Below are 18,098 nucleotides of genomic sequence, written 5' to 3'. Positions count from 1 at the left end.
GTCCGTCTCGCCGCTTCGACGCACCCTCGCGACGAAAACCGGCATCCGGACGCCGCTCGATCGGCACGCCGCGGGCCGCCCCGGCGCCCGGCGCGGGACGAACCGGCGGCGGCGTCTCAGGTCCCCGTCGACGTATATTTGCGTACGCCGAACCGCCACGCGACGAAGCATGCGCCCAGGAACACGAACGCGACCGCCGGCGCGAGCGGCAGAAACCAGCGCGGCGCGCCGAGCGGGTCGGGCTTGCCGAGGATCGCCAGCACCGGGAAATACGCGATGCACGCGATCGGCACGACGAAGGTCAGGAAATGGCGCAGCCAGCCCGCATAGAGGCTGATCGGGAATTGCGCGGCCTGCACGCCGCCGTACGTGACGACGTTGACGACTTCCAGGCTTTCGACGGTCCAGAACGCGAGCGTCGCCTGCAGCACCATCAGCCCGAAGAACAATGCGACGCCGCCGGCGATCGTCCACACGGCCAGCGCGATCGCCGTGGCGTTCCAGTCGAATTCGAGCGCGCGCGTCGCGACGACCAGCACGACGATCCCCTGCAGCAATCGCCCGATCACGCGCAGCCGGAAGTCATGGCCGATCAGTTGCAGCGTGGCCGTGCGCGGGCGCAGCAGCAGGCGGTCGAAGTCGCCCGTCCGGATGAAATCGCTGCCGAACACGTCGAACCCGCGGCTGATGAAATCGGCGATCGCGAAGCTGACGCTGACCATCCCGAAGAACATGCAGATGTCGCCGAAACGCCAGCCCTGCACGTTGCCGAACCGGTCGAACAGCGCCCAGATGCCGACCAGCTCGATGACGGTCGTCAGGAAGGTGCCCGCGCAGAGCATCAGGCTCGACGCCGGATACTGGAGCTGCGCTCGGATCGAGGTCGCGAAGTAGCGCGACAGCAGGCGCACGGCATCCATCGGTTCAGCCTCCCTGCAGGTGAAGCCGCGCCATCACGCGGCGCATCGCGAAGCGCCCCAGCCCGACGAGCGCGACGATCCAGAACGCCTGCAGCGCGAGCCCGGCCCATGCGGCGGCGCCGTTCAGCGTGCCGATGTAGATCCGCGACGGAATGTCGAGCATGCCGGCAAACGGCTGGGCGATCAGCAGCGGCTGCAGCCGGTCCGGAAACAGGCCGAGCGGAATCAGGTTGCCCGAGAACAGGATCACGAACGCGGGCGCGAGCGTGTTGATCCCGCGATCGGTCAGCGTCGCCGCGATGCACAGGTTCAGCAGCATCACGAACGCGGCGGCAAGGCCGATCAGCAGCAGCACCGACACGACGAACAGCGCGGCCCGCGCGGCGTCCGCCGGCGGCTGCCACGCCCATTCGCCGAAGCCGGCGAGCGGCAGCACGATCGCCGCCGCGACGAACATCAGCACGACGCGCGGCAGCGCCCGCGCGCTCATCCACGCCATTGCCCGCACATACCACCACGTGTAGGTGTCGACCGGGCGCAACCGGTCATAGCTGACCGCGCCGGTCCGCACCGCCGCCGCGACGTCGGGGTCGCCGGCCCACGGCAGCAGCGCGAACAGCGCCTGCGAGATCCACGTGTAGATCGTCACCTGCTCGAGCGTCATCGACGCCTGCGCGTGCGTCGCGTGACGGTAGAACGCCGCGTAGATCATCACCTTGAGCGCCCCCCACCAGCATTGCGTCGTGAAACCCGCGAGCGCGGCCGCGCGATACTGGAGCAGGACCCTGAAGCGTGCCGAGAAGGCCGCGGTGTACGGGCGCAGGACGTTCATCGGCTCACGCTTCCGTCGCGCCGTGCAGGCGATAGAAGCGCGCGATGACCTCCTCGATCGCCGGCTGCTCGACGCGGATATCCTCGACCGCATGCTCGGCCGCGATACGCGCGACGAGCGCCGGCGCGCTAATCACGCCCGGATCGAACGCCAGTTCGACCGTGCGCCCCTCGCGCCGCAGCAACTGCGTGCCGGCGATGTCGAGCGCCGGCGCTTCGTCCGCGAAATCGACCAGGATGCGGCGGTCGGACAGCACCCCGGCGCGCAGCGCGTCGAACGGCTGGTCGGCCAGCACCCGGCCGTGGCCGATGACGATCACGCGCTCCGCGAGCGCCTCGATGTCGTGCATGTCGTGCGTCGTCAGCAGCACGGTCACGCCGCGCTCGCGGTTCAGCGTCCTGACGAAGTCGCGCACCGCGAGCTTCGACGGCGCATCGAGGCCGATGGTCGGTTCGTCGAGAAACAGGATCGGCGGTTCGTGCAGCAGCGCCGCGGCGATTTCGGCGCGCATCCGTTGCCCCAGCGACAACTGGCGCACCGGCTGATGGAGCAGGCCGTCGAGGCGCAGCATCGCGACGAGCGCGTCGCGCGTGCGGCGGTAGGCGCCGGGATCGACGCGATAGATGTCGCGCAGCAGGTCGAAGCCGTCGATGACGGGCAGGTCCCACCACAGCTGGCTGCGTTGCCCGAACACCGCGCCGATGCGCGCGACGTGCGCGATGCGGTCGTCGAACGGCACGCGGCCGTCGATGATCACCTTGCCGGACGTCGGGCGCAGGATGCCGGACAGGATCTTGATGGTGGTCGACTTGCCGGCCCCGTTGGGGCCGATGAACCCGAGCAGTTCGCCTTGCCGCAGGCTGAAGCTGACGTCCTTGAGCGCTTCGACCTCGCGCCAGCGGCGGCGCAGCAGGCCGAGCATGCCGGGCTGCCGCTCCGCGACGCGGTAGGTCTTTGCCAGGCCTTCGACGACGATCTGGGCCATGCCATCCTCGCTGGTTCGTTGGCCGCCCGCGGCCGTCGGGCAGACGGCGCCGGCGCGGAAAGCGCGCGATCTTATCACGGGGTGGGACGAACGATCGGCAGGATGCAGCCGCGTGGCCGACCGGCCCGCCAGTGTACGCAGCCCGCGACCTGCGTACACTGGCGGGTGGGCAACGACGACCAGCGAGGCGAGGCGAGCCATGACGACGACAGCGATTCAACCTGCCGGCGCCCCCGACCACTGGCTCGTCGCGCGGCGCGATCCGGACACCTGCATCGAAAGCCTGCACGCACATTTCAAGGGCCATGCGTACGATGCGCACGATCACGACGACATGCTGGTCGGCTTCACCGAACAGGGCGTGCAGCAATTCCAGTGCCACCGGTCGGTGCATACGAGTGTGCCGGGGCGCGCGATCCTGATCGAGCCGGGCGCGCTGCACGACGGGCATGCCCCCGAAGCAGGCGGTTTCACCTACGGGATGCTGTACCTGCCGCAGGCATGGGTCGAACGCGCGGCGCGCCGGCTCGATCTGCCGGGCCTCGGCGGCATCGAGGCATCGTTCGGCCATACGCTGGTCGACGATCGCGGCCTCGTCGACACGATCCGGCAGGCGTTCGTCGCGCTCCACGGCAGCGAGGGCAAGCTCGCGCGCGACCAGGCGCTCGACCGCCTGCTGATGCGGCTCGGCGGCGAGTTGCGCGCCCCGCTCGCGACGGACGGCAAGGCCGTCGCGCCCGCGATTGCCCGCGCACGCGATCTGCTGCATGCGCGCATGAGCGACGACATCGGCCTCGACGCACTCGTCGAGCTCACCGGGATCGACCGCTTCCGGCTGACGCGGCTGTTCCAGCGCGCGTACGGCACGTCGCCGCACGCATACCTGGTGCGCTTGCGGCTGCGCGCCGCGCGCCGGCTGCTGGCGGCAGGCCGCACGCCCGCGCAGGCGGCCGCGGACGTCGGCTTCGCCGACCAGAGCCACCTGGGTCGCTGGTTCCGCCGCGCATACCGGATCACGCCGGCCGCGTACCGGCAAATGTGCACAAACGTTCCAGACTGATCGCGCGCGGCATCCGATCATGAGCGCTTCAACGAGGAGCAATCATGTTCGATACCAAGGTGGCGCTGATCGTGCGCGACGATCTCGCGGCGTGGCAGAAACTCAACGTGGTCGCGTTTCTCGCGACGGGTGTCGCGGCCGAAGCGCCCGACGCGCTCGGCGAGCCTTACGAGGATGCGGCGGGGCGTCGCTACGGCCGCATGCTGGGCCAGCCGATGCTGGTGTTCGCGTCCGACCTCGACGGCCTGCAGGCCGCGCACCGGCAGGCGCTGTCGCGCGAACTCACGATCGTGCCCTACGTGCACGCGATGTTTTCGACCGGGCACGACGCGGCCAACCGCGAAGTCTTTCGCGCCGGCGATGCGGAGCATCTCGACCTCGTCGGGCTGGCGTTGCGCGGGCCGAAAAAGGCGGTCGACAAGGCGGTGAAGGGGCTGGCGCTGCATGCGTAAACGTCGCAGCCGGCCCAACGTGCCCGATCAGCGATGCGCGAGCACGTTGACGAGCTTGCCGAACGGATCGCGCACGTAAAACCGCCGCACGCCCCAAGGCTCGTCAGCCGGGCCGTATTCGACGGGAATCCCCGCGGCATGCACGCGCGCGAGCGCTTCATCGACGTCGTCGACCTCGATCGACAGATCGGGCGTCGGCGTGCCCGCCCCGCCCTGCGACGCGAAGCTGATCTGCACATCCATCTGCTCGCCGTTGCCGTAGGTCGCGATCCAGCCGTGGTCCATCAGCAGGTCGAGGCCGAAGATCCGCTGGTAGAAGCGCTTCGCTTCGTCGACCGAGCGCGTGTCGATATTGGCGACGATACGTTTGACTTTCATCGGTTTCCTTCGCGGGACGGGCAGTACCGCGACGCTACACCGGAATCGTGCGCGCAACCCGTGCCTCAGCGCCCGGCCGTCTCCATGTCCGCACGCCGTGCCCGCGCGGGCCGCTCGTCGTGCTTGCTGGCTAGCCACACGCCGATCGCGACGACGACGATGCCGAGATAGGTCGACACCGCGATGCTGTCGCCGAACATCCACGCGGCCCAGGCCAGCGTCACGGGCGGTTCGAGATAGACGAGCGTCGCCACGCGCGTCGCGGGCATACGCTTGAGCAGCGCCCACAACGACAGGTAGGCGATGAAGGTCGAGAACACCGTCAACCACACGACGGACAGCCACACATTCGGCTGAGTAGGCACGTGCAGATCGCCCGTGACGATCCCGCACGCCGCGAACAGCACCAGGCTCACGCAGCCTTGCACGAACAGCGGCAGGAACAGCCCGTCCTCATTGCTGCGCGCGGCCGTCAGCGCGCGGCGCCGCTGGTAGATCGTCGCGATCGACAGCCCCAGCGCGGACACCAGCGGCAGCAGGTACATGACGAGCCCGACCGACCCGGCCGGCAGCGCATATTGCCCGCCGATCACGATGCCCACGCCGACGAAGCCGACGACGAGGCCCGCCCACTGGCGCGCCCCGCTGCGCTCGCTGCCTTCCAGCGCCGTCATCGCGGCCGTGATGAGCGGCTGCAGTGCGGCGACGATCGCGGCGATGCCGGGCGGCAGGCCATGCTGAATCGCGACATAGACGCAGGCCAGATAGAGAAACTGCGACAGAAAGCCGATCACCGCGTGATAGCGGAGTTTCTCCCACGTCAGGCGCCCGAGCCGCCGGTTCAGAACGATCGCCAGGCACAGCGTGACGAGCAGGAAGCGCCAGAACAGCAGGTTGAACGCGCCAGCCGTCTCCGCGCCGAGCTTGGCGCCGATGAAACCGGAACTCCACGACAACACGAAGACGAGCTGGAGCAGGACGAGCGGCATGGGGCGACGGCTCTCAGAAGGTGGCCGGAAACAGGCGCTGGTCGGCGAGATCCTCGGGGCGAATCGGTTCGAGCCCGAGCCGGCGGTACTGCAGTTCTGCGTCGTCCCCGAGCGCGCGCCGCAGCGCCAGCCAGTTGACGATTGTGCGCGGAATCCCGTCGTCCGATGCGAGATGCCAGAAGCCGTTGTCGTCCTCGCGCGTGTACGGGCAATGAAACGACAGCACGAGCGACATGCGCCGCCCCGCCTCGACCGGCTCGACGCCATGGAACAGCTTGCTGCCGTAGATGAGCAGCGCGTCGCCCGCGCGATCCAGGTTCGCGGTCTTCACGTGCCGGCGCTCGCGATCGTGGCGGTCGAACGTCTCCGCCCTCGATTCGTAAAACAGAAAGTTTCCGCCTTCATAATCGTCGCGGTCAGACAGCACGACGTTCAGCACGAAGCTCGTGCCGTCGGTGTGCCACATGCCCAACTGCGCGTTGCCGTCGCGCGGGCCGGCCGGATAGTAGTAGTTGAACTGCGACCGCGCATTGACCATCGGATACGGGATCAGCGGCACACCGGCCAGACGCGACACCCGCAACAGGAATGCGCGGTCGTGCATCATGTCGTCGATGAACCGCGAGCGCTCCGTCACCGCGCGCACGCGCTTCGAGATGATCCAGTTGCTGCTCGACGCGCTGCGCTCCAGCGCCCGGCCGATCTCGCGCAGCGCATCGACCGCTTCGGCGGAGAACAGCCCGCGCAGATGGCACACCGCGTTGAGCGCATCGGAGCGCGTGCCGCGCATCGGCACGTCGCGATAGCCGAGATCGTCGAGATTGCGCCGGTATCGCACCTCGTAGCCGTCGCGCAGGCACGCGCCGCTCCAGCGCATCGGCTCCGTCGACGCGTCCAGCGCGCCGTCGACATTCGCGCCGCCGGACAGCGACGTCTGCAGCGCGAGCCTCACCCGGTCGAACCCTCGCGCAAACACCGGCAAAGCATTTCCCTTGTTCATCGCGTGCCTCGCTGTGGTCGTGTCGGCATTCAGCCCTTGAACTGCGCGATCTGGTACACGACGCTGCCGTCCCCGCTGCGCAGTTCGTCGATCACGCGGCAATTGGCATGACTGTGGCGGACGTGGCGGAACTGCTCCGGCGTGTATTTCAGGCAGACATTGGTGATCAGATGCCCGTCGGCTCCGGCTTTCGATACCGGCTGCAGCGTTACCGCCACGTGGAACTGATCGCCGAGCAGGTCGAGCCGCACGATCGACACGTGATGTTCGCCGAGCGGCTCGAAGCCCTGCTGCCGGCTGACGATTTCGGAGAACCGCACCATGTTCTCGTTCTTGTAGAACGCGTAGATGGGTTCTTCACGCCCCTCGACCAGCAGCTGCATTTCCGACACGACGTAGGTCGACTTGCCGCCGAGCGTGCGGATCAGCCGGCCGATCGTCACCGGCAGTTCGTTGCCTTCCTGGAACCCGAGCATCGTGATGAACGTCACGTCCTGGCCGAGGTCGATATGGTCCCACTGCACGTTGCGGTAATCGTCGGCGATGTAGTTGAAACAGCCGGGCGTCTTCAGGAACGGCATGATCGCGTGCCGCATCGCGTCTTCCGACGACTCGTTGATGTCGACGGCCGTGTAGCGCAGATGGTTCGGGCCGCCGCCGCTGACGGCCTTCACGAGTTCGGTCGTCTTGACCGGCTCCGGCCCGAGCTCGATGTAGTGAACATGGCGGCCGCGCGACAGCGTGGCGAGCCGCTCGCTCAATGCGCCGATCGCTTCGCGCAACGAACCGTTGCCGTCGCGGTCCGCGCACAGCGCCGGGCTCCGCACCCCCAGCTCGTTCAGGTTGCGCATCAGCGAAAACACCTCGCGCCCCGCCTCCCTGCGCCGCGCCTCATCGTCGGTGCGCGCCAGCGTCGAATACTTTTCGTGATTCTCGACCGTCCATACCGAATCCGCCTTCAGCTTCCTGTCCCGCACCAGCGCATCTACAACGAAATCATTGATCGACATGAATCGTTCCCCGGATACGTGCGACGCCCGACCGGCTGCCTGCCGTTGTCTGCCTGTTGACCCGAGAATATGGGATGCTCAATAATTCCGTCAATCGACATTACCTGAATCACTGATTCGGAAATTCAAAATCATGCCGCGCACCCTGGACGTCGACCTGCTGCGTACCTTCCACGCCGTCGCGAAGCTCGGCCGCTTCAAGGATGCGGCCGCCCATGTGAATCGCAGCCCGTCGTCGGTCACCGCGCAGATCCAGAAGCTGGAGGAGATGGTCGCGCAGCGCCTGTTTACGCGCAACAACCAGGCCGTCGAACTCACGCAGTTCGGCCACAAGCTGCTGAGCGACACCACGGAATTCCTGCTCAGCCACGACCGGCTCGTCGAATCGCTGTCGCCGCAGATGCTGACCGGCAAGTTGCGGCTCGGCATTCCCGATTCCTACGCGGCGCACTTCATGGCGGAATTCCTGCCGCGCTTCGCCGCCGACCGGCCGTTGCTCGAACTGACGGTCGAGGCGCGCTCGAGCGAGGAGTTGCAGCAACTGTTCGCGCGCGGCCAGCTCGACATCACGATCGCCGTGGTCCCGAAAGCGCCGCCGCGCGCCGAGCTGCTCAGCAAGACCCATCCGGTGTGGGTCGCCGCGCGCACCTTCAAGTTCAATCCCGACGCCCCGCTGCCGATCGCCGTGCAGCTGCAGGGCTGCCCGTACCGCGACACCGCGCTGAACGCGCTGAAGAAGGCGAAGATCGCGCACCGGATGCTGCTCGAGAGCGCCAGTTCGCCGGCGGTCGAGGCCTGCATCGCGAACGGCCTCGCGGTCGGCCTGATCGAGCACGATCGCGTGTCCGGCAACCTGACCAGCCATGTCGCCGGCATCGTGCTGCCCGATCTCCCGCCGCACCTGATCACCATCCTGACGGACGACAGCAATCGCGCCGCGCTGCATCTGCGCGACGTGCTGAAAAGCACCTTCAGGATCGGATAGGGAAGACAGGGCCGGGAACCGGCCCTGCATGAGAAGGCGATCGCGATGCCGCCGCCGGCCCGTCGCGGGCCGGCGGCGTCCGGCATCAGCCGCCGAGGTAAGCCTGCTTGATCCGGTCGTTCGCGAGCAGGTTCGCGCCCGTATCGGCCAGCACCACGCGCCCCGTTTCGAGCACGTAGCCGCGATCGGCCACGCCGAGCGCCTTGTTCGCGTTCTGCTCGACGAGGAACACCGTGACGCCTTCTTCGCGGATCGTGCGGATGATGTCGAAGATCTGCGCGATCACGAGCGGCGCGAGGCCGAGCGTCGGCTCGTCGAGCAGCAGCAGGCGCGGCTTGCTCATCAGCGCGCGGCCGATCGCCAGCATCTGCTGCTCGCCGCCCGACATCGTGCCGGCCCGCTGCGTCGCGCGCTCCTTCAGGCGCGGAAACAGCTTGAACACGTGCTCGATGCCGTCGTCGATCTCGTGACGGCTCGCGAAGAAGCCGCCCATCTTCAGGTTCTCGAGCACCGTCAGGCTCGGGAACACGCGCCGCCCTTCCGGCGAGATCGCCATCCCCTGCCGCATGATCTGGTGCGTCGACATCGCGGTGATGTCGTTGCCCTCGAACAGCACGCGGCCCGACGATGCGCGCGGCGTGCCGCACACGGTCATCATCAATGTCGTCTTGCCGGCGCCGTTGCTGCCGATCAGCGTGACGATCTCGCCCTTGTTCACCTCGATCGACACGCCCGCGAGCGCCTCGACCGCGCCGTAGTGCGTATGGACCTGTTCCAGCTTCAGCATCACTCTTCCCCCAGATACGCCTTGATCACGCGCGGGTCGTTGCGGACCGCTTCCGGCGTGCCGATCACGATCGGCCGGCCGTGCTCCATCACGAGGATGCGGTCCGATACGCCCATCACGAGGCTCATGTCGTGTTCGATCAGCAGCACCGATACGCCGAACTCGCGGCGCAGCTTGTCGATCAGGTGCTGCAGTTCGACCTTCTCCTGCGGGTTGAGGCCGGCCGCCGGCTCGTCGAGCATCAGCAGACGCGGCTCGGTGATCATGCAGCGCGCGATCTCCAGGCGCCGCTGGTGCCCGTACGACAGCGTGCCCGCCGGCCGGTTGGCGACCGACGTCAGCCCCATCCGGTCGAGCCACACCGCCGCGCGCTCGAGCGCTTCCTTCTCGGCGTGACGATACGCGGGCGTCGCGAACAGGCCGTGCAGCAGTCCCGCCTTCACCTTGCGGTGCTGCGCGACGAGCAGGTTCTCGACGACCGTCAGCGACTTGAACAGGCGGATGTTCTGGAACGTCCGCACGAGGCCCTTCAATGCGATCTTGTGGCTGGGCAGCCCGCCAATCGCGTGGCCGTCGAGCACGACGTCGCCGCCGGTCGGCTTGTAGAAACCGCCGACGCAGTTGAACACGGTGGTCTTGCCCGCACCGTTCGGCCCGATGATCGCGAACACTTCATCACGGCGCACGTCGAAATCGATCCCGTCCACCGCGAGCAACCCGCCGAAGCGCATCTGCAGCCCGGCGACCTTCAACAGTTCTGCATTCGCGCTCATTGCGGCAACTCCACGTGGGGACGGCTCGCGGGCAGCAGGCCCTGCGGACGCCACATCATCATCAACACCATCACCAGACCGAAGATCAGCATCCGGTACTCGGCGAAGCCGCGCGCGACTTCCGGCAGCACGGTCAGCAGGATCGCCGCGAGAATCACGCCGAGCTGCGAACCCATCCCGCCGAGCACGACGATCGCGAGGATCAGCGCCGATTCGATGAAGGTGAACGATTCCGGATTCACGAGGCCCTGGCGCGCCGCGAAGAACGCGCCGCCGATGCCCGCGAACGCCGCGCCGAGCGTGAACGCCGACAGTTTGATGCGCGTCGGGTTCAGGCCCAGCGAACGGCACGCGATCTCGTCGTCGCGCAGCGCTTCCCACGCACGGCCCATCGGCATGCGGATCAGGCGGCTCGTGACGAACAGCGTGAAGCCGACCAGCACGAGCGCGATCAGGTACAGGAAGATCACCACGTGGTCGCCGCTGTATTCCAGCCCGATCAGTTCGTGGAACGTCTTCGCGCCTTCGACGCTCGCGCTGCGCGCCATCTCGTAGCCGAACACGGTCGGCTTCGGGATGCCCGAGATGCCGTCCGGGCCGCCGGTGAGGCTCGTCAGGTTGTTCGCAAGCAGGCGGATGATTTCACCGAAGCCGAGCGTGACGATCGCGAGATAGTCGCCGCGCAGCCGCAGCACCGGGAAGCCGAGCAGGAAGCCGAACGTCGCGGCCGCGATCGCGGCGAGCGGCAGGCACTCCCAGAACGACAGCCCGAAGTACTGGTTCAGCATCGCGTACGTATAGCCGCCGACCGCGTAGAACCCGACATAACCGAGATCCAGCAGCCCCGCGAACCCGACCACGATGTTCAGCCCGAGGCCGAGGATCACGTAGATCAGCGCGAGCGTCGCGACGTCCACCGCGCCGCGCGAGCCGAAGAACGGCCACACGAGCCCGACCGCGAGCAGCGCCCAGACGACCACGCGCTGCTGCTGCGCGCCCATCGCGGGCATCGCCGGCAGCTTCACCGCCGATTTCGCGCGCACGAGCCACGGCTTGAATAGCTGGAACAGGAACACGGCCGCGACCGCGATCCACACCGGCCGCCAGTGCGGCGTGAGCACCACCTGATAACCGTCGAGCCTCAGTTGCAGCCCGAGCACCGGAATCGTGAGGATTGCCGTCAGGAACGCGGCGGCCACGGCATTTTTCAGCGCCTGGCCGACCGAAGCGTCGGCGGCCGGGCGGCGAACGGAAATGACTGTACTCATCTGCGTCTCCCTCAAACCTTTTCGATGTCCGACTTGCCGAGCAGGCCGGTCGGGCGGAAGAGCAGGATCAGCACGAGCAGGCCGAACGCGACGACGTCCTTGTACTCGGCCGGCATGTAGCCCGCTGCGAAGGTTTCCGCGAGGCCGAGCAGCACGCCGCCGAGCATCGCGCCCGGGATGCTGCCGATCCCGCCGAGCACCGCGGCGGTAAACGCCTTGATGCCCGCGACGAAGCCGATATACGGGTTCAGCTTGCCGATCGTCAGCCCGATCAGCACGCCGCCGACGGCGGCCAGCATCGCGCCGAGCACGAACGTGAACGAGATCACGCGGTTCGTGTCGATGCCGAGCAGGTTCGCCATCTTCATGTCCTCCGCGCACGCGCGGCACGCCCGGCCCATCCGCGAATGCGAGATGAACAGCGTGAGCGCGATCATCAGCACGACCGTCACGCAGACGATCATCAGCCGCGAATACGGAACGGTCACGTCGAAATCGCCGCCGAGATGGATGTCGAATGCGCCGGAGATCAGCACCGGCACGGACACGTCGCGCGCACCCTGGCCGATCTGCACGTAGTTCTGCAGGAAGATCGACATGCCGATCGCGGAGATCAGCGGCACGAGGCGCGGGCCGCCGCGCAGCGGCCGGTACGCGACGCGCTCGACCGCGAAGCCGTACAGCCCGGTGACGATCACCGACACGATCAGTGCGGCGCCGAGCACGAGCGGCAGCGGATAGCCGGCGGAGACGCCGATGGCCGTGAGGGTCACGAGGCCCACGTACGCGCCGATCATGTAGATCTCGCCGTGGGCGAAGTTGATCATGCCGATGATGCCGTAGACCATCGAATAGCCGATGGCGATCAGCGCATAGATCGCACCCAGCGTCAGGCCGTTGACCAGCTGCTGGGCGAATTGCGGAAAGAAGTCAGTCATGTGCGGGAAGCTCCCGTTGGCGCTGTGTGGCGTACCGCGCCGGATCACGGCGTTCGGCCGCGCGCAACGCACGGTGTCGTCTCGGGCCGCCCGCCGGCCGCGCACTGGGGGCATGCGCGGCGCGAATGCACACCCGCCCCGTCCGGGTCTCGGACGGGGCGGATGCGTGGGCGGGTACTCCGTATTACTTGGCGGCGGTCTTCGTCGCGTCCTTGTGCCACGTGTACACGACGAACTTGAACGCCTTCAGGTCGCCCTGCGCGTCATACGCGACCTTGCCGATCGGCGTGTCGAACGTCGTCTTGTGCATGTACGCGGCGACCTTGGTCGGATCGGTCGTCTTCGCGCCGGCGATCGCGTCGGCGATGATCTTCACCGCTGCGTACGCAGGCATCTGGAACGGGCCGTTCGGATCGCGCTTCTTGTCCGCGAACGCCTTCACGAGCGCCGCGTTGGCCGGGTCGGCCGAGAAGTCGGCCGGCAGCGTGACGAGCATGCCTTCCGAGGCCGGGCCGGCGATCGCCGTCACGTCCTTGTTGCCCACGCCTTCAGGCCCCATGAAGGTGGCCTTCACGCCCTGCTCGCGCGCCTGGCGCATCAGCAGGCCCATTTCCGGGTGGTAGCCGCCGAAGTAGACGAAGTCGACGCCTTGCGACTTCAGCTTCGTGATGATCGCCGAGTAGTCCGAATCGCCGGCGTTGATGCCCTCGAACAGCACGACCGGGATCTTCGCGGCTTCGAGGTCCTTCTTCACCGACGACGCGATGCCCTGGCCGTACGACTGCTTGTCGTGCAGCACCGCGACCTTCTTCGGCTTCACGTTGTTGATGATGAAGTGAGCGGCCGCCGGGCCTTGCTGGTCGTCACGACCGATCGTGCGGAAGATGAAGTGACGCTTCTTGCCTTCCGTCAGCTGCGGCGCGGTGGCCGACGGCGTGACCATCACGATGCCTTCGTTCTCGTAGATGTCGGAGGCCGGGATCGTCGAACCCGAGCACACGTGGCCGATCACGTACTGGATCTTCTGGCTGACGATCTTGTTGGCGACGGCGACGGCCTGCTTCGGCTCGCACGCGTCGTCCATCATCACCACTTCGAACTTGTTGCCGCCCGCACCGCCCGCAGCGTTGATCTGCTCGATCGCGGTCAGCGCGCCGGCCTTCACCATGTCGCCGTACTGGGCGACCGAGCCGCTCATCGGACCAGCGATGGCGATCTTCACGGTTTCCGCTTGCGCGGTGGCGGCGCCGGCGGCGAACAGCACGGCGGCGACGGAAATGGACGTAAGACGGGACAGCGTCATCTGGGAGCTCCTCGATGTTGTTTAGTCATACGGGCAAAGGCGGCATGACTTGCGCAATCGAACAGCACCCGGGGCGCGGATATGGAACGCGCCCGAGACACATAGAAGACGGAACTCCGGCGGAATGTTGCGTAGCGGGGCCCGGCTCTTGCAGTCCCCGAAGGGGACGTCTGGTTCGGAAAGACATCGTGATGCGTCTTGCATTGCGCAAGCGTTTCGCCTGCCCCGCTTGCCAAACCGCTTGATCGGAGGGATGGTCCGACAGCCGTTGGCAAGGCAGTCGAAATTATATGAGCGTTTTTAAATCGTCTGTCAAAAATGCCGGTCGACCGAGGGAAAACACGGAGACGCGCGGCAGCGACCGGGGCGCAACCGGACAAGAGGTGGAACGTTTGCTGACGGTGCTATCGGGTTGCGCCGCAAGGGGTGGATGGGCGGTGTACCTTGACGGGATTGGCGTTCGGAAGTTTTCCGTTGCGTGCGGCATGTTCGGCGCTTGCAGAGGGTCCGACCGTCAAAAATCAATCGCCTGAGGATTGCACCGGCAGGCACCAGAACGGGGCGCTCGGCCGAGGCGGCAATTCCTACTAATTGCCTACCGATTCGAACATTGGAAAGCTCGTAGTTATTTATATGAAATAATACGAATTCGTCTCTGCAATCCAGCCAGCCTTCCTGCACGTCGTGACCAGCACGCTTCGCAGTCGTCTCGGGGCCGCTTCCGCGCCCTTTCGTCGTACAGCCGCCAGCCAGTGATCTGCCGTTTTTTTCATTGCACATCACCTGATTGGGATCGCTGATGAATCATTCGTTTCGATTTTCTTCCGCCGCCGCGATCGCTTGCGCGCTTTCTGTTTCTACCGCCAATGCGGCTGGCCGCGATACGCTGACCGATCGGTCGGCTGGTGCCAATGTCTTTCGTTCCGAACGGCGCGCTGCCATTCGCGACGATGGGCATACGGCACGTATGAATCGCCGCCGCATGCAGTACGCCGCGCCCGTGGAGCGTAGTCCGTTCGATACGCCGGATACGCGGCCGTTGCGTGTGACGGGCGATGCGCTTATGGCTCCGCCGCCTTCGCCGGAGCACGAACCCGATTTGGTATTGCCCGCGAACCGCGTTGCGCTCGGCGCGGGTGGGAGCGATAGTTTTGGCCGCGCGGTGCCTGGGTATGAGCAGCGCGAGCAGAACTGGAATGAATACCTGCGGGCTAACGGCTCGCGGCCGGCTGGTAGTGGCGGATCGTATGCGGCGCAGCGGCCGTACGATGCGCCGCGCGGTCCGCATGGTGCGCCGAATCCGTTCGATCCGTCGGTGCCGCAGCCGGAGACGCGGACGTTCTATGACAACGGTGCGGGCACGCATTGCACGGCTACCGGCGGGGCGGGGACGTCGCGGTCTTCTTGCAATATCGCCTGGTGATGCTCTCGGCGCGAGTGGCTTAGGTTGCCCTACCCGGCGCGCTGCGCGACTTCGCGCAGCGCGGCCGCATCTTGCGGCGTTGCCTTTTACAGTTGCGTGATGATCAGCCTGCCGGGCTCGATCACGATCTGCGCCTTGCGGCCCGGGACAAAACACGCATCGTTGACCAGCCACATCCCACCAATCTTCATGTACGGGTAGAACTTTTCCGGCCTGGGTTCCATTCTTTTCGGGGAACCCCACATTTCCTGGATCGTGACGAAACGTTCCGTCTTTGGTGGTCGTGCTTTATGATTCGACTTAGCCATGGGCAACTCTCCTGTAGTTGGCTGTGGTTAGCGGGTCGTGAGTGTTGGTAGCACTTGCGGCCCGCGCTCGTTTACTGCGGTGATTTTGATGGTTCGGATTCCTCCTTTATTGGTGGTTCGATGAAAATGAGGGTTCGACGTGTGGATCAGGACGTACAACGTACACGTCCGCGCGCGCGATCATCATCGGCTGGACATTGCCTATTAGATAGCGTTTGCTGCTTGGGCACACGTTAGCCGTTGGTTATAGGCAGACAATGAGGTCAATGCTCACGGTCATTGCGAGAGCTGATGGCGAACGTCGATCTGTCACAGTGAGCGATTAAACAGAACTTGACGATTTGAAACAGTTCGATTGGATCGACGGGTTGAATCCGCAGCTGGTTTCGGACCTTCGCCCCTCAGTGGTCAAGAATGGTGAGTCTCACGGAAGCCGACGGCGTACTTTCAACCCACAGGTGCTATTCACGCTCGCCTCTCTTCAACCATCGCTTCTTATGAAGCAAGTAACGGACTCCGCCCCGGTCTACGATCCATCTGACGTAAGATAGCGGCGACCCCGATGCTTACATGCTGTATCGATAGCTGGGAATAGGTAACCCGGTCGGACACCGGTTTCATAAAAGAACGAAGGCGCAAGCAAAATGGATGGCAATCAGAACAGAATTTACCGGTCCGACGCTGATCGTTTTGAGCGTTGGATCGGCGACTTGCTCGGTCGCTTCGAGTTCCCGGTGAAAGAACTTGGTGGACGAGACCCACTGGACTTCACGATCGAGTATAAGCAGATGCTCGTGGCGATTGATGTCAAGTATTTCCGAACGGTTAACCCCGCCGTCACTACGCGATCATCTCATGTCCTTACGCGCGAATTTGGAACCAACAGGGCCGCCTACGATTTACGTCGTTCTGGAAGCAAGATCACGGCAGTTTTCTCGTCGGCTTATTCGCTGACGCTTTTTGCCAGGCGAGTAATATCCCTGCCTCTCCGCAAGCGTTGTTCACTTCCGGCAAGTCCGTCGCCTTGACTGACCAAAGCCACATGTTGTTTGGAATTTTTTCCAAGGATCCACGAGAAGAACCAGACTCGATCCATTCCTTCAACGAAAGATCGTTGAAACGAATTTCCAAGTGCTCCTCATTGATAACATTCAATGGATAAATCATCCTGAGTTTTTTTCCCTCGTAGCTGGCCGATCCCGGCGACCTACCAGGAAGATCCCTGGTGAAAAGAGACGTATTTTCAAAAGGAAAAATTCTAACTAAATTTACACCAGTTGAATATTTGCATGCAATCGACGAATTTTCAGCCTCGTAAGCAATCGCATACTTAAAATTCATGTAAATCGCAATATTTTTTAGAAACTCTTCTACTTCTATATTTATTTCTTGAATCGACCTTCCTATTTGTACATCGACAAATGCCAGCCCCTCAAATTCCGGAACATTGTGACCAAATGAAATAACTGGCACACCATTTTTTTCCTCTTCGCTATATACTTGGAACGCGGCGACCTCTCCGACCGAAATCCTGCGTCTTAAGTCAGCGAGAGATGTTTCATGATCATCTACAAACCTCTCTCCGCGCCGGACAACGAATTCCAAAAAAAATGCGTTAGTCGCTTCCCCACCAAATTGACGAAACAGATTTTCAGCAATTGACAGAGCGAGCGCAGCCTGATTCGGATCGGTTCCGTAAATTACGATTCCAGTGTTCATCTCTTCTCAGATTCCTGATATCAAATTATCCAGATCAGTTTTTATCGTTTGCGCATCATACGGATGCTCGAACACAAGGATATCTCCGCGCTCATTTGGAGGAAGATTTTGCATCGCGTCATAGTTTCTCGACGTCAGCGTTCGCAATTTTGCCCCCATATCAGTTCGTGATGCCATTTCGATTGCATGCACCCTGCCATTGATATCCACCGCCATAATGTCAGGTCGACGAGCTGAAACAGCATTATCCATAGCGAAATTATAGGATCGATTCAGATAGATTTCCTTGAATTTCCCACTCATCGCGAGCTTGTTAGCGATCACTTCTGAGAACTGGTCATGCCCCGGCGTTCCGTCCCTCTGCCCCTTGCCGTATATCTTCGTTCCATTGACTTCCCGTTCGGGGCATTGCTGCAATCCGAACGGATCAACCCACTCGCTTGGATCATGAACATAGCCCTGGGTCCGGAATCCGCCTGCAAGGCCGAGGGGGTCAACACTCAAGTACTGCGCTGAGTCCGGGTCGTAATAGCGATGCAGGTTGTAGTGCAGGCCCGATTCCTCGTCGCACCATTGTCCCGGTGACCATGCCTCGATTTCGCGTACAGCAGGAATTTTGTTAATTTCCTGTATGTACGGAGGGTTGCATGTCAGAGAAGTCAGTACCGAAACGGCAATACACGGACGAGTTCAAAGTCGAGGCCGTCAAGCTTGCCAAATCAGTCGGTCAGCATGAGGCCGCGCGACGGCTTGGGGTACCGGTAGCGACATTAGGGGACTGGATGCGGCGTAGTCGCCGGGCCGACGGCGTTGGTCAGGCTGGTGGTCATGAGTCGGTCGCGGCACGAACAACCGGCCCGATTAGCGAACTGGAAACGGAGAACGGTCGGCTACGCAAGGAATTGGCCAGCGCGAAACTCGATATTGAAATTCTCTCAAAAGCAACGGCGTACTTTGCGAAGGGGTCG

At 64.2% G+C, this 18,098-nt stretch carries 19 protein-coding genes and 1 pseudogene; 5 read left to right on the top strand and 15 right to left on the bottom strand.

Annotated elements, in window-relative coordinates:
* Positions 1-116: 116 nt before the first annotated feature.
* The 3 genes from GQ56_RS0111105 to GQ56_RS0111095 are packed head-to-tail and all read right to left on the bottom strand — an operon-like array spanning position 117 to position 2,737.
* Positions 117-920: an ABC transporter permease gene (locus GQ56_RS0111105; protein WP_031398723.1), complete on the bottom strand. Its 804-nt coding sequence runs from the start codon at positions 918-920 to the stop codon at positions 117-119.
* Positions 921-924: 4 nt separating this feature from the next.
* Positions 925-1,752: an ABC transporter permease gene (locus tag GQ56_RS0111100; RefSeq protein WP_031398722.1), complete on the bottom strand. Its 828-nt coding sequence runs from the start codon at positions 1,750-1,752 to the stop codon at positions 925-927.
* Positions 1,753-1,756: 4 nt separating this feature from the next.
* Positions 1,757-2,737 (bottom strand): ABC transporter ATP-binding protein, encoded by a 981-nt coding sequence (locus tag GQ56_RS0111095; RefSeq protein WP_031398721.1) that lies wholly within the window; start codon positions 2,735-2,737, stop codon positions 1,757-1,759.
* Positions 2,738-2,936: 199 nt separating this feature from the next.
* Here GQ56_RS0111095 and GQ56_RS0111090 point away from each other — a divergent pair, with 199 nt between their 5' ends.
* Both GQ56_RS0111090 and GQ56_RS0111085 read left to right on the top strand, forming a co-directional pair.
* Positions 2,937-3,797: an AraC family transcriptional regulator gene (locus GQ56_RS0111090; protein WP_031398720.1), complete on the top strand. Its 861-nt coding sequence runs from the start codon at positions 2,937-2,939 to the stop codon at positions 3,795-3,797.
* Between the two features lie 44 nt (positions 3,798-3,841).
* A complete protein-coding gene (locus tag GQ56_RS0111085) occupies positions 3,842-4,249 on the top strand; it encodes a DUF2000 family protein (RefSeq protein ID WP_031398719.1) in 408 nt (135 codons plus the stop codon).
* 27 nt (positions 4,250-4,276) lie between these two features.
* Here GQ56_RS0111085 and GQ56_RS0111080 read toward each other — a convergent pair whose 3' ends face one another.
* The 4 genes from GQ56_RS0111080 to GQ56_RS0111065 form a co-directional block, all read right to left on the bottom strand.
* Positions 4,277-4,627, bottom strand: a complete 351-nt coding sequence (locus GQ56_RS0111080; protein WP_031398718.1) for a VOC family protein — start codon at positions 4,625-4,627, stop codon at positions 4,277-4,279.
* A gap of 65 nt (positions 4,628-4,692) precedes the next feature.
* Positions 4,693-5,616 (bottom strand): DMT family transporter, encoded by a 924-nt coding sequence (locus GQ56_RS0111075; RefSeq protein WP_031398717.1) that lies wholly within the window; start codon positions 5,614-5,616, stop codon positions 4,693-4,695.
* A 13-nt stretch (positions 5,617-5,629) separates the two neighbouring features.
* The gene (locus GQ56_RS0111070) at positions 5,630-6,616 is read right to left on the bottom strand and encodes a 2OG-Fe(II) oxygenase (protein ID WP_031398716.1); all 987 of its coding nucleotides are present in this window, start codon (positions 6,614-6,616) and stop codon (positions 5,630-5,632) included.
* 29 nt (positions 6,617-6,645) lie between these two features.
* A complete protein-coding gene (locus tag GQ56_RS0111065) occupies positions 6,646-7,626 on the bottom strand; it encodes a hypothetical protein (RefSeq protein ID WP_031398715.1) in 981 nt (326 codons plus the stop codon).
* Positions 7,627-7,759: 133 nt separating this feature from the next.
* Between GQ56_RS0111065 and GQ56_RS0111060 the strand changes: the two genes are divergently transcribed.
* Complete coding sequence (locus tag GQ56_RS0111060) at positions 7,760-8,611, top strand: LysR family transcriptional regulator (RefSeq protein ID WP_031398714.1); 852 nt, start codon at positions 7,760-7,762, stop codon at positions 8,609-8,611.
* Positions 8,612-8,696: 85 nt separating this feature from the next.
* Here GQ56_RS0111060 and GQ56_RS0111055 read toward each other — a convergent pair whose 3' ends face one another.
* From GQ56_RS0111055 to GQ56_RS0111035, 5 genes are all read right to left on the bottom strand, one after another.
* Complete coding sequence (locus GQ56_RS0111055) at positions 8,697-9,398, bottom strand: ABC transporter ATP-binding protein (protein ID WP_031398713.1); 702 nt, start codon at positions 9,396-9,398, stop codon at positions 8,697-8,699.
* Complete coding sequence (livG, locus tag GQ56_RS0111050) at positions 9,398-10,171, bottom strand: high-affinity branched-chain amino acid ABC transporter ATP-binding protein LivG (RefSeq protein WP_031398712.1); 774 nt, start codon at positions 10,169-10,171, stop codon at positions 9,398-9,400. The genes GQ56_RS0111055 and livG overlap by 1 nt, the downstream gene beginning before the upstream one ends.
* Positions 10,168-11,439 carry a high-affinity branched-chain amino acid ABC transporter permease LivM gene (locus GQ56_RS0111045; RefSeq protein WP_031398711.1) on the bottom strand — a complete coding sequence of 424 codons (1,272 nt, stop codon included), beginning with the start codon at positions 11,437-11,439 and terminating at the stop codon, positions 10,168-10,170. Before GQ56_RS0111045 ends, livG begins: the two co-directional genes overlap by 4 nt.
* 11 nt (positions 11,440-11,450) lie before the next feature.
* The gene (gene livH, locus GQ56_RS0111040) at positions 11,451-12,377 is read right to left on the bottom strand and encodes a high-affinity branched-chain amino acid ABC transporter permease LivH (RefSeq protein WP_031398710.1); all 927 of its coding nucleotides are present in this window, start codon (positions 12,375-12,377) and stop codon (positions 11,451-11,453) included.
* Positions 12,378-12,561: 184 nt separating this feature from the next.
* A complete protein-coding gene (locus tag GQ56_RS0111035) occupies positions 12,562-13,680 on the bottom strand; it encodes a branched-chain amino acid ABC transporter substrate-binding protein (RefSeq protein ID WP_031398709.1) in 1,119 nt (372 codons plus the stop codon).
* Positions 13,681-14,479: 799 nt separating this feature from the next.
* Between GQ56_RS0111035 and GQ56_RS41100 the strand changes: the two genes are divergently transcribed.
* Positions 14,480-15,103, top strand: coding sequence for a hypothetical protein (locus GQ56_RS41100; protein WP_075122917.1), 624 nt, complete (start codon positions 14,480-14,482; stop codon positions 15,101-15,103).
* Between the two features lie 86 nt (positions 15,104-15,189).
* Here the strand turns inward: GQ56_RS41100 and GQ56_RS39290 are convergent, their stop codons facing one another.
* From GQ56_RS39290 to GQ56_RS47035, 3 genes and pseudogenes are all read right to left on the bottom strand, one after another.
* Complete coding sequence (locus GQ56_RS39290) at positions 15,190-15,411, bottom strand: SymE family type I addiction module toxin (protein ID WP_043301285.1); 222 nt, start codon at positions 15,409-15,411, stop codon at positions 15,190-15,192.
* Between the two features lie 921 nt (positions 15,412-16,332).
* Positions 16,333-17,130, bottom strand: a complete 798-nt coding sequence (locus GQ56_RS44155; RefSeq protein WP_152601724.1) for a hypothetical protein — start codon at positions 17,128-17,130, stop codon at positions 16,333-16,335.
* A 6-nt stretch (positions 17,131-17,136) separates the two neighbouring features.
* A pseudogene (locus tag GQ56_RS47035) lies at positions 17,137-17,817 on the bottom strand (RHS repeat-associated core domain-containing protein); the annotation flags it as partial.
* On the opposite strand from GQ56_RS47035, the gene GQ56_RS41090 reads away from it, so the two are divergent.
* Positions 17,778-18,098: transposase (locus tag GQ56_RS41090; protein WP_152601723.1), on the top strand; the 321-nt coding region annotated here is incomplete at its 3' end. The pseudogene GQ56_RS47035 and the gene GQ56_RS41090 overlap by 40 nt on opposite strands.

It is taken from the genome of Burkholderia paludis (assembly GCF_000732615.1).
In the GTDB taxonomy this organism is placed as follows: Bacteria; Pseudomonadota; Gammaproteobacteria; order Burkholderiales; family Burkholderiaceae; genus Burkholderia; species Burkholderia paludis.
This window is presented reverse-complemented; position numbering and strand designations above follow the sequence as displayed.

Coding starts and splice junctions, on each gene's coding strand:
- GQ56_RS0111105 (WP_031398723.1), bottom strand. CDS start 920: ATGGATGCCGTGCGCCTGCTGTCGCGCTACTTCGCGACCTCGATCCGA.
- GQ56_RS0111100 (WP_031398722.1), bottom strand. CDS start 1,752: ATGAACGTCCTGCGCCCGTACACCGCGGCCTTCTCGGCACGCTTCAGG.
- GQ56_RS0111095 (WP_031398721.1), bottom strand. CDS start 2,737: ATGGCCCAGATCGTCGTCGAAGGCCTGGCAAAGACCTACCGCGTCGCG.
- GQ56_RS0111090 (WP_031398720.1), top strand. CDS start 2,937: ATGACGACGACAGCGATTCAACCTGCCGGCGCCCCCGACCACTGGCTC.
- GQ56_RS0111085 (WP_031398719.1), top strand. CDS start 3,842: ATGTTCGATACCAAGGTGGCGCTGATCGTGCGCGACGATCTCGCGGCG.
- GQ56_RS0111080 (WP_031398718.1), bottom strand. CDS start 4,627: ATGAAAGTCAAACGTATCGTCGCCAATATCGACACGCGCTCGGTCGAC.
- GQ56_RS0111075 (WP_031398717.1), bottom strand. CDS start 5,616: ATGCCGCTCGTCCTGCTCCAGCTCGTCTTCGTGTTGTCGTGGAGTTCC.
- GQ56_RS0111070 (WP_031398716.1), bottom strand. CDS start 6,616: ATGAACAAGGGAAATGCTTTGCCGGTGTTTGCGCGAGGGTTCGACCGG.
- GQ56_RS0111065 (WP_031398715.1), bottom strand. CDS start 7,626: ATGTCGATCAATGATTTCGTTGTAGATGCGCTGGTGCGGGACAGGAAG.
- GQ56_RS0111060 (WP_031398714.1), top strand. CDS start 7,760: ATGCCGCGCACCCTGGACGTCGACCTGCTGCGTACCTTCCACGCCGTC.
- GQ56_RS0111055 (WP_031398713.1), bottom strand. CDS start 9,398: ATGCTGAAGCTGGAACAGGTCCATACGCACTACGGCGCGGTCGAGGCG.
- livG (WP_031398712.1), bottom strand. CDS start 10,171: ATGAGCGCGAATGCAGAACTGTTGAAGGTCGCCGGGCTGCAGATGCGC.
- GQ56_RS0111045 (WP_031398711.1), bottom strand. CDS start 11,439: ATGAGTACAGTCATTTCCGTTCGCCGCCCGGCCGCCGACGCTTCGGTC.
- livH (WP_031398710.1), bottom strand. CDS start 12,377: ATGACTGACTTCTTTCCGCAATTCGCCCAGCAGCTGGTCAACGGCCTG.
- GQ56_RS0111035 (WP_031398709.1), bottom strand. CDS start 13,680: ATGACGCTGTCCCGTCTTACGTCCATTTCCGTCGCCGCCGTGCTGTTC.
- GQ56_RS41100 (WP_075122917.1), top strand. CDS start 14,480: ATGAATCATTCGTTTCGATTTTCTTCCGCCGCCGCGATCGCTTGCGCG.
- GQ56_RS39290 (WP_043301285.1), bottom strand. CDS start 15,411: ATGGCTAAGTCGAATCATAAAGCACGACCACCAAAGACGGAACGTTTC.
- GQ56_RS44155 (WP_152601724.1), bottom strand. CDS start 17,130: ATGAACACTGGAATCGTAATTTACGGAACCGATCCGAATCAGGCTGCG.